The 14,226-nt window shown below is 57.2% G+C and carries 13 protein-coding genes; 10 read left to right on the plus strand and 3 right to left on the minus strand.

Going from position 1 to position 14,226, the window contains the following annotated elements; all coding sequences use genetic code 11:
* From LG31_RS0110790 to LG31_RS0110800, 3 genes are all read left to right on the plus strand, one after another.
* Nucleotides 1-1,886, plus strand: a 1,886-nt coding sequence (locus tag LG31_RS0110790) for a type I secretion C-terminal target domain-containing protein (RefSeq protein ID WP_033114478.1), incomplete at its 5' end; no start/stop codon positions are given.
* A gap of 86 nt (nt 1,887-1,972) precedes the next feature.
* Nucleotides 1,973-2,533 (plus strand): hypothetical protein, encoded by a 561-nt coding sequence (locus LG31_RS0110795; RefSeq protein WP_033114479.1) that lies wholly within the window; start codon nt 1,973-1,975, stop codon nt 2,531-2,533.
* A gap of 56 nt (nt 2,534-2,589) precedes the next feature.
* Entirely contained in the window at nt 2,590-3,306 is a 717-nt protein-coding gene (locus tag LG31_RS0110800) for an SIMPL domain-containing protein (protein ID WP_033114480.1), read from the plus strand.
* Between the two features lie 136 nt (nt 3,307-3,442).
* Here the strand turns inward: LG31_RS0110800 and ahpF are convergent, their stop codons facing one another.
* The 3 genes from ahpF to LG31_RS0110815 all read right to left on the minus strand — a co-directional run bounded on the left by ahpF (nt 3,443) and on the right by LG31_RS0110815 (nt 6,989).
* Entirely contained in the window at nt 3,443-5,023 is a 1,581-nt protein-coding gene (gene ahpF / locus LG31_RS0110805) for an alkyl hydroperoxide reductase subunit F (protein ID WP_033114481.1), read from the minus strand.
* A gap of 142 nt (nt 5,024-5,165) precedes the next feature.
* A complete protein-coding gene (gene ahpC / locus LG31_RS0110810) occupies nt 5,166-5,732 on the minus strand; it encodes an alkyl hydroperoxide reductase subunit C (protein ID WP_033114482.1) in 567 nt (188 codons plus the stop codon).
* Between the two features lie 810 nt (nt 5,733-6,542).
* A complete protein-coding gene (locus LG31_RS0110815; RefSeq protein ID WP_033114483.1) occupies nt 6,543-6,989 on the minus strand; it encodes a CBS domain-containing protein in 447 nt (148 codons plus the stop codon).
* A 230-nt stretch (nt 6,990-7,219) separates the two neighbouring features.
* Between LG31_RS0110815 and queA the strand changes: the two genes are divergently transcribed.
* The 7 genes from queA to nlpI all read left to right on the plus strand — a co-directional run bounded on the left by queA (nt 7,220) and on the right by nlpI (nt 14,186).
* Nucleotides 7,220-8,272 carry a tRNA preQ1(34) S-adenosylmethionine ribosyltransferase-isomerase QueA gene (queA, locus tag LG31_RS0110820; RefSeq protein ID WP_033114484.1) on the plus strand — a complete coding sequence of 351 codons (1,053 nt, stop codon included), beginning with the start codon at nt 7,220-7,222 and terminating at the stop codon, nt 8,270-8,272.
* A gap of 71 nt (nt 8,273-8,343) precedes the next feature.
* Nucleotides 8,344-9,480 carry a tRNA guanosine(34) transglycosylase Tgt gene (tgt, locus tag LG31_RS0110825; RefSeq protein WP_033114485.1) on the plus strand — a complete coding sequence of 379 codons (1,137 nt, stop codon included), beginning with the start codon at nt 8,344-8,346 and terminating at the stop codon, nt 9,478-9,480.
* Between the two features lie 50 nt (nt 9,481-9,530).
* On the plus strand, nt 9,531-9,866 hold the full coding sequence (gene yajC / locus LG31_RS0110830; protein WP_033114486.1) for a preprotein translocase subunit YajC: 336 nt from the start codon (nt 9,531-9,533) through the stop codon (nt 9,864-9,866).
* 18 nt (nt 9,867-9,884) lie between these two features.
* Nucleotides 9,885-11,738, plus strand: coding sequence for a protein translocase subunit SecD (gene secD, locus LG31_RS0110835; RefSeq protein ID WP_033114487.1), 1,854 nt, complete (start codon nt 9,885-9,887; stop codon nt 11,736-11,738).
* 10 nt (nt 11,739-11,748) lie between these two features.
* Nucleotides 11,749-12,696, plus strand: coding sequence for a protein translocase subunit SecF (secF, locus tag LG31_RS0110840; RefSeq protein ID WP_033114488.1), 948 nt, complete (start codon nt 11,749-11,751; stop codon nt 12,694-12,696).
* Nucleotides 12,697-12,782: 86 nt separating this feature from the next.
* Entirely contained in the window at nt 12,783-13,151 is a 369-nt protein-coding gene (locus LG31_RS0110845) for a rhodanese-like domain-containing protein (RefSeq protein ID WP_033114489.1), read from the plus strand.
* Nucleotides 13,152-13,241: 90 nt separating this feature from the next.
* On the plus strand, nt 13,242-14,186 hold the full coding sequence (gene nlpI, locus LG31_RS0110850) for a lipoprotein NlpI (RefSeq protein WP_280136025.1): 945 nt from the start codon (nt 13,242-13,244) through the stop codon (nt 14,184-14,186).
* Nucleotides 14,187-14,226: the final 40 nt, after the last annotated feature.

Raw genomic sequence — 14,226 nt, forward strand, 5'->3', positions numbered from 1 at the left:
ACAGCCAGAGTGCCAGCGTTGACTTGGGCAGTGCCATCAGCTTCAGGGACGATGGCCCGAGCGCCTCGGCAGCAACCAATTCGGGTCAGGCTACACAGGGGCAAAATACCAACCTGATGTTGATCCTCGATATCTCCGGCAGTATGGGTAATGCATCCGGCTATCAGGGGATGACTCGGATGGAGGTAATGCAGAAGTCGGCGCTGGAGCTGCTTGATCGATATGATGCCAGTGGCAATGTCATGGTTAACATCGTGACTTTCAGTACAGCAGCTGCCAATCCGACAGGTACCTGGGTCACTGTGGATGCGGCCAAAGCGATTATTCTGGGCCTGTCACCGACCAATTCGACGAACTATGATGATGCGCTCAATGATGCCATCAATGCCTTTGGCGCTGGCGGTAAGCTGGCGGGAGCGCAGAACGTCTCCTACTTCATGTCGGATGGGGCACCCAACTATTCGACGGTCAGCAACTCGGCGACTGTTCCCGATGGTTCCAATAGCTTCGGCGATGGTTCCGGGATCGGCACTGCCAATGAGAAGGACTGGACGGATTTTCTCAGAGTAAACAGCATCAACTCTTTTGCTCTGGGGATGGGGTCAGGGACAACGTCGTCACAGCTGGATCCGATCGCCTATAACGGTGTAACGGCAACCAATACATCGTCGATTATGGTGACTGATTTCAGTCAGTTGGCATCGAGCTTGGTCAGTACCGTAGTGGCCCAGCCTGTTTCCGGGCAACTGCTTAATGGTGGGTTGACCGCTAGCGCTGGTGCAGATGGTGGTTGGCTGGAATCCATTACGGTGGCAGGCGTGACCTATCACTACAACCAGAAGAGCGACAGTGTGAGCGTTACCGGAGGAACCTCTGTCGGGACATTCGATACTACTACCAACGAGTGGTCGATTGCCGTGGCAGGAGGGGTTCTCAAGGTGGACATGGATAACGGCATGTATACCTATACCCCGCCGTCAACCATTCCAGCCGGTGGGATCAATCAGGTATTTGGTTACAGTGTGAGCGACTACGATGGTGATACTGCATCGAGCACTTTGGCGATAACCATCAATCCTGCCGCTGCTCCCATGGTGGTGCGTGACGACTTTGTCATCACCAATCAGGATCCAGTCTCCATTCCGGATTGGGCTCTGCTTGCCAATGACTCCGGGCCACTTGTTGGCACCCAGGCGATCAGTGGTGTCTCCAATGCCGTTGGTGGCACGGTGACCGACAACACCGGGTTTGTCTCGTTCGATGACGGTTCGGGCAGCGCAACGCCTAGCTCGTATGACGGATCGTTCGTCTACACCAACAGTACGACCACCGATACCGGCAAGGTCTATGTCGATGAACAGAGCGGAACCACCCTCACGGGGGGCTACCTCGACGAGATCCTGATTGGCGGTTCTGGCGACGAGACGCTGAACGGCAATGGCGGTAACGACATCCTGTTTGGCAATGGTGGCAAGGACACCCTGAATGGTGGTGTGGGTGATGACATTCTGGTTGGTGGCAGTGGCAGCGATACGCTGACCGGCGGCTCGGGCAGCGATACCTTCAAGTGGGGCGCTGGAGATGTGGGTGGCACCGATGTGATCAAGGACTTCACCACTGGAACTGGCGGCGATGTGCTGGATATCAGTGAGTTGCTCAGCGGCGAGCATGCCAACAAGACCTCGCTCGATGCTTATCTCACTTTCACCACGGGCCCGGGAAGTGGCAAGTCTACACTCACCATCGATCTGGATGGCTCGGGCAGTGGCAGTACGACGCACGTCATCCAGTTTGACAACATCGACCTGACACTGGGAGGAACACGCAATGATCAGACCATCATTGAAGACCTGTTGAATCAGGGCAATCTGAAGGTTGATCCCTGATGAGGTCCCGGGGCCAGCTTCTCGTTGGCCCCTGTTTTTTCCCCTGAGGGATGGATAAGATAGCAGCAGTAGAGGAGAGGGGCGTCATGCAGTCATTCAACTGGGTCGACATTGATGGTATCCGTTATAGCTGGGATGGGCAGGGAACCATTACCTGCGCAGGTCAGTTTGGCTATCAGGCATCGATCGCGGGGGATCAGCTGGATGGCGTGGAGATCGAGAACGACGCCGGTGATGTGGCTGGCTCGCTTAGTGTCGATTTTGCCGCTGCATCAATCACCTATACCCCGGCAATGGATGCTGAAGAGTCTCATGGCGTCATTCTGGTAGGGCATGATCTCGGTCAGCAGGAGTACTCGCTGGCCAGTCTCTACTCCCCGCAGTTGCAGGATCTGCTGGGTCACTCCGAGACTATTCCCTGGTCTGTGGCAATGGAGGAGAGTGTATTGACAGAGGTTCACTCCCAGCCACAAGGACATATTCTGTCGTGGGATTCGTTCCATTTTGATGACGAGGTGCTGGTTGTAGAGGCCAGCAATGCACCAGTATCTGCGGGGGGAGATCATGAGTCCGTCCCGGTTGTCACCATCAGCCTCGATTTGACCAATCAGGTGCTGGATCAGATCCTGCCACTGCACGATATATGAATCTCCCTTTGCTGCGGGCATAATGGCCTCAATCTTGTTGATTGAGGCTTTTTTCTATGTGGCGTCCCCTTCTTACTCTTTCCGCTCTGGTTGTCAGTGCTCCGCTGCTGGCGATTGAAGTTCCGCAAGCGCCCCATATGGTGGTGAGCGGTTACGCCGAGCAGAAGACCGAACCCGATATGCTTACCCTCAATGTGGCGGTGAGTGCACTGGATAAGCAGGGCCTCAAGGCCAAGCAGCAGGTCGATACCAAGGTCGCAGCCTTTTTCAGCCAACTGGAAGGGTTGGGGATCAAGCGCAGCGATGTTGAGGCTGGCAACCTGATGGTTTCTCCGGAATATCAGTATGGCGAGAACAAGAAGCCGGTATTGCTGGGATACCGTGCCCAACGGCAATTGGCGGTCAAACTCTATCAGCTGGATAAATTGAGCCCCCTGATGGATACCGCCCTCAAAGCCGGGCTGGAGTCCGTATCCCAGATTGAGTACGGGCTGAAGTCGCCGCAGGTCATTAAGGAGCAGGCCCGTTTGAATGCCGTTGAGGATGCCAAAACCAAAGCTGAATCTCTGGCCAAGGCGTTTGGGATGAAGCTTGGCAAGGTCTACAGTGTGGAGTACCGCAATGCTTCGCCCATTACCGCCTACAGCCGCAACCTGAAGGTGGTGCAGGCCATGGCGATGGCTGCTCCTGCGGCGGATATGGCGGACAACAGCTATCAACAACAGCAGATCACGGTAAGTGATAATATCGAGGCTGTTTTCTTGCTGGAGTGATGCCCGTCGTTTAAGTCCAGTCATGAACAACCCCGCCATTCGCTGCGGGGTTTTTATTGCGCATCGATGCAGATATAAAAAAGCCGACGTTCGTGTTTACTTAATCGAGCGTCGGCTTTTTGTTGCGCTGGGTTTATCAGGCGGTCACAGCATCAGCCTTGGTCGCTTCAGGAGCCGGGTTGCGAATGAGGTAATCAAACGCTCCCAGCGCGGCGGTCGCCCCGGCGCCCATGGAGATGATGATCTGCTTGAACGGCACTGTTGTGGCATCCCCTGCGGCGTAGACGCCGGGCAGGGAAGTCGCGCCCTTGGTGTCGATCTCGATCTCGCCAAAGCGGGTCAGGGCCACGTCGCTCCCTTTAAGGAACTCGGTGTTCGGCACCAGACCGATCTGGACGAAGATACCCGCCACCGCCAGATGCTTGATCTCGCCGGTGGTGCGATCTTCGTAATCCATGCCCACCACCTTGCTGCCGTCACCGATCACTTCGGTAGTGCGGGCATTCATGATGATGTCGATGTTGGCCATGGAGCGGGCCTTCTTCTGCAATACCTCGTCGGCGCGCAGAGTGTCGGCGAACTCCACTACGGTGACGTGTTCGACGATGCCAGCCAGATCGATGGCTGCCTCGATGCCGGAGTTACCGCCCCCGATCACCGCAACCCGCTTGCCCTTGAAGAAGGGGCCGTCACAGTGCGGGCAGTAGGCCACGCCCTTGGTGCGGTACTCAAGCTCGCCCGGCACGTTCAGATCACGCCAGCGGGCACCGGTCGCCAGGATCACGGCGCGGCTCTTCAAGGTAGCGCCGGAGGCGAGATCCACATTGACGTAGCCATCACGGCTGATGGCGGCGGCGCGCTGCTCGGTGATCACTTCCACGCCGTACTGCTTGACGTGCTGCTCCAGGCTCGCGGCCAGTTTGGGGCCTTCGGTATAGGGCACGGAGATGAAGTTCTCGATGCCGACGGTGTCCATCACCTGGCCACCGAAACGCTCGGCGACGATGGCGGTGCGAATGCCTTTACGGGCGGCATAGATGGCGGCGGCTGCGCCAGCCGGTCCACCACCGACGACCAGCACGTCGTAAGGTGCTTTTTCGTTGAGCTCTTCAGCCTTGCGCTCGGCAGCGCCGGTGTCGAGCTTGGCGACTATCTCTTCCAGCGAGATACGGCCCTGGCTGAACGGCTGACCGTTCAGGTAGACGTTCGGTACCGCCATGATCTGGCGCTCGTTGACCTCGTCCTGGAACAGGGCGCCGTCGATCATGGTGTGGGTGATGCCGGGGTTCAGGGTGGCCATCAGGTTCAGCGCCTGTACCACGTCCGGGCAGTTGTGGCAGGAGAGCGAAATGTAAGTCTCGAAGTGGAACTCGCCCTTGAGATTGCGGATCTGCTCCTGCACGGCCGCATCGGCCTTGGAGGGGTGACCGCCGCTTTGCAGCAGGGCAAGTACCAGCGAGGTAAATTCATGACCCATGGGGATGCCGGCAAAATGAACGCGCGGGGCCTGGCCCTGCGGCGCGACGCTCATGGAAGGCTTGCGGGCATTGGTGCCATCGGTCAGGGAAATCTTGGGCGACATCCCGGCGATCTCGCTGGCCAATGCCAGCAGTTCAGCGGATTTGTCGCTGTCATTGCCGGACACGCTGATCTCGATGGGATTGACGATGTACTGCAAGTAACCGTTGAGTTGTTGTTTGAGGTTGGTATCTAACATGGTCGAATTCCTTCTTGCTGAATGCGGGTCGGCACTGTGACCGGGTACAGAAAATGGCGGTCCATCAAGCAGACCGGCGCGTTTTCTGAAGTCCGTAAACAAAACCGGCCCTTGAACGGGCCGGTCTTCAGAGCGGGGAGGCTTAGATTTTGCCTACCAGATCCAGGGACGGGGCCAGGGTGGCGTCGCCTTCTTTCCACTTGGCCGGGCACACTTCACCCGGGTGAGCAGCAACGTATTGGGCAGCCTTGACCTTGCGCAGCAGCTCCAGTGCGTCACGGCCGATGCCGCCAGCGTTGATCTCGACGATCTGGATGATGCCTTGCGGGTCGATGACGAAGGTACCGCGGTCAGCCAGACCGGCTTCTTCGATCATCACGCCGAAGTTGCGGGTGATGGTGCCGGTGGGGTCGCCAATCATCGGGTACTGGATCTTCTGGATGGTGTCAGAAGTGTCGTGCCAGGCCTTGTGGGTGAAGTGGGTGTCGGTGGAGACGGCGTAGATCTCGACGCCCAGCTTCTGGAAGTCGGCGTAGTTGTCGGCCAGGTCGCCCAGCTCGGTCGGGCAGACGAAGGTGAAGTCAGCCGGGTAGAAGAACACCACGGACCACTTGCCTTTCAGGTCAGCGTCAGACACCTGAACGAATTTGCCATTGTGGTAGGCGGTAGCGTTGAACGGCTTGATTTCAGTGTTGATGTAGGTAGACATGGATTTGCTCCTTGGTGATGTACATATGCCTGTCTGGGTTTGAAGAGTCATGCCGGACGAGGCGTTTAACTTTCGATGGAGTCATCATAGGAGGATGTTCTAATCGATTAAAGCCACAAAATTGAATCGCTTTAATCGGTATATTGGATTTATATGCGGTGGCTTATCGTCGGTACCGCTGGTAGCAACAGTCGGGCATTCCCCTCGCAAGGCCGGTTGTTGCCTTCAAGGAGGGGGTTGCGGACCAAATCGGTCGCTATAAATCAAATTTATGGGTTTGGCGAGAATGACCCGATTTTAATTTATACCTCCCCGATGCCCGGCAAAAAGAGGTGGTGAGGGCTCGCCGGAAGAAGATGAGGGCATCGCCCGCTTTCGGGTATCGAGCGGTCATATGGATCGGGAGCAAAGGAGAGCTGAACAAGCAGCAAGACAAGAGGGGGGTGGGGGGATAGAGCAGAAGCCGACCCGAACTGGCGCAAGCGGGTTACGCGCAGATAAAAAAATCCCGGCGCTATCGCAACGATAAAGCCGGGTCATCAAACAAGGAATGGCTATATAAACAAATGCTTTACAGCAAAGACTAACTACGGGGTGTGCAAACTTGCAGACATATGAGAGGAAGAGGATGGGTGCACACTCCTTCATCTCCCCCTCGGCAACTATTGCATGAGAGGGATAATAGTGTGATGAAGATCACATGGCAAGAGATTGGTGTAATTTTTCAATCAAAATGAAACACTTTCACCTTTATTGCTCTTTTTTACTGCTGAAAACGCTTTTTCTGTAATTTAATTACAGGTTGTTGTGTCAAAAATCGGTTGGGGGCTCCTGCTCCTCCATCAATTCCAGCAGGTTGATTGCCACCGAGATGAAGTCCGACTCGGTGACGATGCCGATGAGCTTGCGTCCCTTGAGCACCGGCAGACAGCCATACCGGTGGCGCTGCAGGTAGAGGGCTGCCTCCTTGATGCCGGCATGGGGATCCACGCTCGCAACCTGGCGGGTCATGATCTCATCAAGGTGGACGCTGTCGGTAAATTCCGCCTCCCGCTCCGGGCTTATCAGCAGCAGCTTGGACTCGCGGGTGGCCAGGATGTCGGTGAGGGTGACCAGCCCCTGCAGATGATGGTGCTCATCAACGATGGGAATGTGGCGGATCCGCTCCTGCTGCATCAGATCCATCGCCTGTTTGACGCTGTTCTCCGGCCTCAGGGTAAAGGGATGTTCCGTCATGATTTCGGATATGGTCATCATGGTAGGCCTCCTGATTGCATTGGTTTTTCTTCTCCGCCTGTCTCCACCCTAGCCCAGCCATGGGTGGCAAAACATGATCAGGGTCAATACAAAACATTAAAGAGTCATTAACCGGTTGGGGGTCACAAAATTGCCCGCTACCCCTTGTCTCTCTTGGGTTTTTGGTCTTTTGGGTTGCCTTGGAAGATGGGGATAACTAGACTAGCCGCCGATTCCCCCCGAGGTGAAAGATGCAAGTATCCGATTTTCATTTTGATCTGCCAGACGAGCTGATTGCCCGCTATCCGATGGCGGAGCGTACCGCCAGCCGTTTGTTGCAGCTCGACGGTCAAACCGGCGCCCTGCGCCACGGTCAATTTGTCGATGTGCTGGACCAGCTCAACCCGGGCGACCTGCTGGTATTCAACAACACCCGTGTTATTCCGGCCCGCATGTTTGGCCAGAAGGCCAGCGGCGGCAAGCTGGAGGTGCTGGTCGAACGCATTCTGGACGAGCACAGCGTGCTGGCTCATGTGCGGGCCTCCAAGGCGCCCAAGCCGGGTACCCGGATGATCATGGATGGTGGCGTGGAAGCCGAGATGCGCGCCCGCCACGATGCCCTGTTCGAGATCCACTTCCTCGACTCCCGCCCGGTGCTGGAGATTTTGGAGGCTATCGGTCACATGCCGCTGCCCCCTTATATCGACCGTCCCGACGAGGATGCCGACAAGGAGCGCTACCAGACGGTCTACAACCAGAAGCCGGGCGCTGTCGCCGCGCCGACCGCCGGTCTGCACTTTGACGAGCCGCTGCTTGAGAAAATTCGGGCCAAGGGGGTTGAAACTGCCTTTGTCACCCTACATGTAGGGGCGGGGACCTTCCAGCCGGTGCGGGTGGAGAAGATTGAAGACCACCATATGCACTCCGAGTATGCCGAAGTGCCGCAAGAGGTGGTCGATGCCATTGCCGCTACCCGTGCGCGTGGCGGTCGGGTGATTGCCGTTGGCACCACCTCGGTCCGTTCGCTGGAGAGTGCCGCCAGAGTGACTCTGGCGCAGGGCAGGCCGCTGGCGCCCTTTTTTGGCGATACCGACATCTTCATCTTCCCGGGCTACCAGTTCCAGATTGTCGATGCCATGGTGACCAACTTCCACCTGCCGGAGTCGACCCTGATCATGTTGGTCAGTGCCTTCGCCGGGTATGATAACGTGATGACCGCCTATCAGGCCGCCGTGGCCGGGCAGTACCGTTTCTTCAGCTACGGGGACGCCATGTTCGTCACCCGTCGCCGGGGCGAGGCATAAGCTTCGCCTTTTATAGCGGGCCGAATGGCCTTTAATTGTCAGACTGTTTCTCTGACTGAATCGAGGTAGCAATGAAATTTGAACTGAAAACCACCGACGGTCGTGCCCGTCGCGGTCAGCTGGTATTCGAACGTGGCACCGTGCAGACTCCGGCCTTTATGCCGGTCGGTACCTACGGCACCGTCAAGGGGATGACCCCGGAAGAGGTGCGCGAGACCGGTGCCCAGATCCTGCTTGGCAACACCTTCCACCTCTGGCTGCGTCCGGGTCAGGAAGTGATGCGTGCCCATGGCGATCTGCATGACTTCATGAACTGGCAGGGCCCGATCCTGACGGACTCCGGTGGTTTCCAGGTATTCAGCCTGGGCGACATCCGCAAGATCACCGAGGCGGGCGTCCACTTCCGCCACCCCATCAATGGCGAGAAGATTTTCCTCGACCCCGAGAAGTCCATGGAGATCCAGTTCGATCTGGGCTCCGACATCGTGATGATCTTCGACGAGTGCACCCCGTATCCGGCCACTTACGAAGAAGCGCGCAAGTCGATGGAGATGTCCCTGCGTTGGGCCAAGCGCTCCCGCGACAAGTTCGACGCTCTTGGCAACAAGAATGCCCTGTTCGGCATCATCCAGGGCTCCGTCTACGAGCCGCTGCGCGACGTGTCGCTGGAAGGTCTGCTGGAGATCGGCTTTGACGGTTACGCGGTCGGTGGCTTGGCAGTGGGTGAGCCCAAAGAGGACATGCACCGCATTCTTGAGCACGTCTGCCCGAAAATCCCGGCCGACAAGCCGCGCTACCTGATGGGTGTCGGCAAGCCGGAAGATCTGGTGGAAGGGGTTCGCCGCGGTATCGACATGTTCGACTGCGTGATGCCGACCCGCAACGCCCGCAACGGTCATCTCTTTACCACCGATGGCGTGGTCAAGATCCGCAATGCGAAGTACCGTAACGACACCAGCACTCTGGATGCCGACTGCGATTGCTACACCTGCAAGAACTACACCCGCAGCTATCTGCACCATCTGGACAAGTGCAACGAGATCCTCGGTGCCCGTCTGAATACTATCCATAACCTGCGTTACTACCAGCGTGTGATGCAGGGTTTGCGGGACGCGATCGAGCAGGGTAAATTAGACGACTTTGTAACAGAGTTTTACCGTCGGCAAGGGAAGCCCGTGCCTCCGTTAGCTGTAAATGACGTTAAATAACAATAATTTATAAGCTAGTTTTCAAATCTACATCAATAAGAGGTTGTTAAATGAGCATTATCTCCAAGGCGTATGCAGAAGGCGCAGTTCCGACGGCACAGGGTGGTGGCATGGAAATGATCATCATGCTGGCCGTGTTCGGTCTCATCTTCTATTTCATGATCTACCGTCCCCAGGCCAAGCGCGCCAAAGATCATCGCAATCTGATGACCTCTCTCTCCAAGGGTGACGAAGTGCTCACCTCCGGTGGTCTGGTTGGCAAGATTGCCAAAGTGGCTGCCGACAGCGATTACCTGGTGATCGCCCTGAACGACCAGACTCAAGTCACCATCAAAAAGGACTTCGTTTCTGCCGTTCTGCCCAAGGGTTCTATCCAGTCCCTTTAATCTCCCAAGGAGCACAGCGTGTTAAATCGCTATCCGCTGTGGAAATACCTGATGGTGATCGTGGTGATCGCCATCGGTTTTCTATATGCAGCCCCCAATCTTTACGGCGAAGACCCGGCCTTGCAGGTTTCTGCCAGCCGTGGTGCCGAAGTCAAGCTAGATACCCTTGACCTGGTGAAAGAGAGTCTCGACGAGGCCAAGATCCCGGTCAAACATGCTGCGTTCGAGCACGGTCTGATCCTGATCCGTTTCAAGAACACCGAAGATCAGCTCAAGGCGCGCGATATCGTCGCCAACAAGCTGGGTGACAACTTCATTACTGCTCTCAACCTTGCCCCCTCTACTCCTGCCTGGCTCGAAGCCATTGGCGCCAACCCGCTCAAGCTGGGTCTGGACCTGCGCGGTGGTGTGCACTTCCTGATGGAAGTGGACATGGCCGAGGCGCTGACCAAGCAGCAAGAGCAGATGGTGCAGGATTTCCGCTCCGAGCTGCGTACCCAGAAGATCCGTTACTCCGGCGTGCGTCGGGTCGGTGACAAGGTACAGGTGGTATTTCGTGACGAAGCGGATCAAGAGCGTGCTGTCACCCATCTGCGCCGCCAGAACCCTGATTTGACCTTCACCACCGAGCAGAAAGGGGATGAGTTCATCCTGATGGCCGGTCTGAGCGAAGCGAAGATCAAGGAAGTGAAGAAGTATGCCCTCGAGCAGAACATCACCATCATCCGTAACCGGGTCAACGAACTGGGTGTCGCCGAGCCGCTGGTACAACAGCAAGGCGCCGAGCGCATTGTGGTTGAACTGCCCGGTATCCAGGATACCGCCCGTGCCAAGGAGATCCTCGGTGCGACCGCGACCCTGGAATTCCACATGGTTGATGAGACTGCCGACATTCAGGCTGCTGCCGACGGTCGCGTACCGCCGAGCTCCAAGGTCTACAACGATCGCAATGGTCGTCCTGTCGTGCTGCAAAAGCGGGTGATCCTGACCGGTGACCACATTGTTGGTGCCCAGTCCGGTTTCGACGAGTACAGCCGTCCCCAGGTCAACATCAAGCTTGATGGCCAGGGTGGCAACAAGATGGCCAACTTTACCAAGGACAACGTGGGTAAAGGGATGGCGACCGTCTTTATCGAGTATAAGCCGGTTGGTCAGCCTGGTCCGGATGGCAAGCGCAAGTTCCGCAAGCAGGAGGAGGTGATCAACGTCGCCACCATCCAGTCTCGCCTTGGCAGCCAGTTCCGCATCACAGGTATCGACAACGCCAACGAAGCCCACAACCTGGCGCTGCTGCTGCGTGCCGGTGCCCTGATCGCCCCGATCCAGATCGTGGAAGAGCGCACCATTGGCCCGAGCCTGGGTCAGCAGAACATCGACAGCGGTATGCAAGCCATCGGCTGGGCCATGCTGGTGATCGTGCTGTTCATGGGGATCTACTACCGTGCGTTCGGCTGGGTTGCCAACCTGGCACTCTGTATGAACCTGGTGCTGATCATCGGTATCATGTCGATGATCCCGGGGGCCACTATGACCCTGCCAGGCATCGCCGGTATCGTGCTGACGCTCGGTATGGCTGTGGATGCCAACGTGCTGATCTACGAGCGTATTCGTGAAGAGATCCGCAACGGTCGCGGGGTTCAGCAGGCCATCCATCTGGGCTTTGACCGGGCATTCTCGACCATCGCCGACTCCAACGTCACCTCGCTCATCACCTGTGTGATCCTGTTCGGTATCGGTACTGGCGCCATCAAGGGCTTTGCCCTGACGCTGGGCATCGGTCTGACCGCCTCCATGTTTACTGCCATCACGGTCTCCCGCGCCATTATCAACCTGGCCTGGGGTGGACGGCGCATCGACAAGTTGCCCATCTGAGGATAGAGAGATGTTTCAGATTCTACATTTTGAAAAACCGATCCCGTTTATGCGCTATGCCAAAACGGGTGTGGTCTTCTCTTCCGTGCTGATGGTGATCGCCCTCTTCTTTCTGTTTGATCGGGGCCTGAACTGGGGTCTGGACTTCACCGGTGGTACCACTATCGAAGTGGGGTTCCAGCAGTCGGTGAGCCTGGACAAGATGCACCAGGTGCTGGAAGAGCAGAAGATTGAAGGGGCGAGCCTGCAACACTTCGGCTCCAGCCGTGATGTGCTGTTCCGCCTGACCCCGAAAGAGGGGGTCAAGGTAGAGGAGCAGGGTAACGAGGTGTTGGCTGCGGCCAAGCTGCTGGATCCCGGTGCCGTGCTCAAGCGCGTCGAGTTCGTCGGTCCCTCCGTGGGGGATGAGCTGGCGACCGATGGTGCACTGGCCATGCTGGCTTCCATCATCTGTATCCTGATCTACGTGGCGGTGCGCTTTGAATGGCGTCTGGCCATGGGCGGCATCCTTTCTCTGGTGCACGACGTGGTGATCACCCTGGGCGTCTTTGCTTACTTCCAGTACGAGTTCGACCTGACCGTACTGGCGGCATTGATGACCCTGGTGGGTTACTCCCTGAACGATACCATCGTGGTGTTCGACCGCTTGCGGGAGAACTTCCGCAAGGTGCGCAAAGGGGATACCGACTACATCCTGGATCTCTCCATGACCGAGACCCTGAGCCGTACCATCATCACCTCCGGCCTCACCTTCGTGGTGGTGCTGGCGCTGTTGCTCAAGGGCGGCGCGCTGATCCACGGTTTTGCCGTGGCCATGGTGATCGGTGTGGCCTTCGGTACCTACTCCTCCATCTATGTGGCGAGTGCGTTTGCCATGTTCCTCGGCGTCAAGCGCGAGCACATGCTGCCAACCCAGGTAGAGAAAGAGGGTGCGGATCAACAGGAAATCCTGCCGTAAACCACAAAAGAGCGCCGCAAGGCGCTCTTTTCTTTTTCGCTGTTGTCGTATGCTGACGCAGATGATTTCAACAAAAGGAGCTTGCCATGCAACACAATCCCCGTTTTCTGGCGCTGGTAGAAGGGATCCGCTCCCGCGTAGCCGAGACCGATGTCCACCAGATCAAGCGCTGGCAGGATGAGGGGCGCGCTTTTCATCTGATCGATGTGCGGGAAGAGAGCGAGTGGGCCAAAGGCCATCTGCCCGGCGCCCTCTATCTGGGCCGTGGCGTGATTGAGCGCGATATCGAGACCCGTTTTCCCGATGTCGATACCGAGCTTTACCTCTACTGTGGCGGCGGTTTTCGCTCCATTCTGGCGGCGGACAATCTGCAACAGATGGGTTATCGCAAGGTGATCAGTGTCGATGGTGGTTTTCGCGGCTGGCTGGAGGCCGGATACCCTGTCGAATCCTGATTTATTTGAGACAGATAGGCTGAGCTACATGACAAAGCGACGGTTGACCTTTACCATATGCGGGGTCAAGCGTAAGCGTCGGAGTGTTCATTGAACGTCAGGAAAGGGATTGGATACCTCCTCGGTATCCTGTTGCTGCTCCCTATGTGGGGTTGCAGCAGTAGCAGTCAGGTTAATGCCCCTCAGGTTCCCAAGCCGCAGCCTGCATCTCTGGTGTTGGCGACCCCTTTGCAGGTCTCCTACCAGAGCGAGCTGGCGCTAGCTCGACTCGGGCAGATGCTCAGCGAGATGGAGTTGACCACGGAGCAGCGTGCCGAGCTGTTCTATGAGCGTGCAGTGGTCTTTGATCGCGTTGGTTTGCGCTCCCTTGCGCGGCTCGATTTCAACCGTGCCTTGCGGGAGAAGCCCGATTTCGCCGAAGCCTACAACTTCATCGGCGTCTATCTGGTGCAGCAGCAGAATTATGACGAAGCCTACGAGGCATTCGATTCGGCGCTCGAACTGGCGCCCGATTATGACTATGCCTACCTGAACCGTGGCATCGCGCTCTATTACGGCAATCGTCCCGAGCTGGCAGCCGCCGATATGAAACGCTTCTACGAGGCGCAGCCGGAAGACCCTTACCGGGTGATCTGGCTCTATCTGGCCGAGCAGAAACTCGATCCCGCAGCGGCCATGAGCCGGATGCGCGAGCGTCTCAACAAGTACGATGACGACGCCTGGAACTGGGATCTGGTTCGTCTCTACACCGGCGAGATGAATGCCACCGAGTTGATGGGCAATGTGGTCAAAGGGGTGAAGGATAACCGGGAGCTCGCCGAGCGCCTGTGCGAAACCTACTTCTATCTGGGCAAGTACGAGCTGGGTCGGGGCAACCGCAAGGAGGCGATCAGCTACTTCAAGCTGGCACTCTCCAACAACGTCTACGACTTCATCGAGCATCGCTATGCCTTGCTGGAGCTGGAGCTGATGGCACGCAAGCCGCTGCCTCCCGGCGCCCAGAGTGGCCAGAGCAAGAGCGACCGCCCCTCCTGAGGGAGCGTGAAAGTGTAAAAAAGGCCTCATTGCGAGGCCT

Source organism: Aeromonas lacus (genome assembly GCF_000764665.1).
GTDB classification, from domain to species: Bacteria; Pseudomonadota; Gammaproteobacteria; order Enterobacterales; family Aeromonadaceae; genus Aeromonas; species Aeromonas lacus.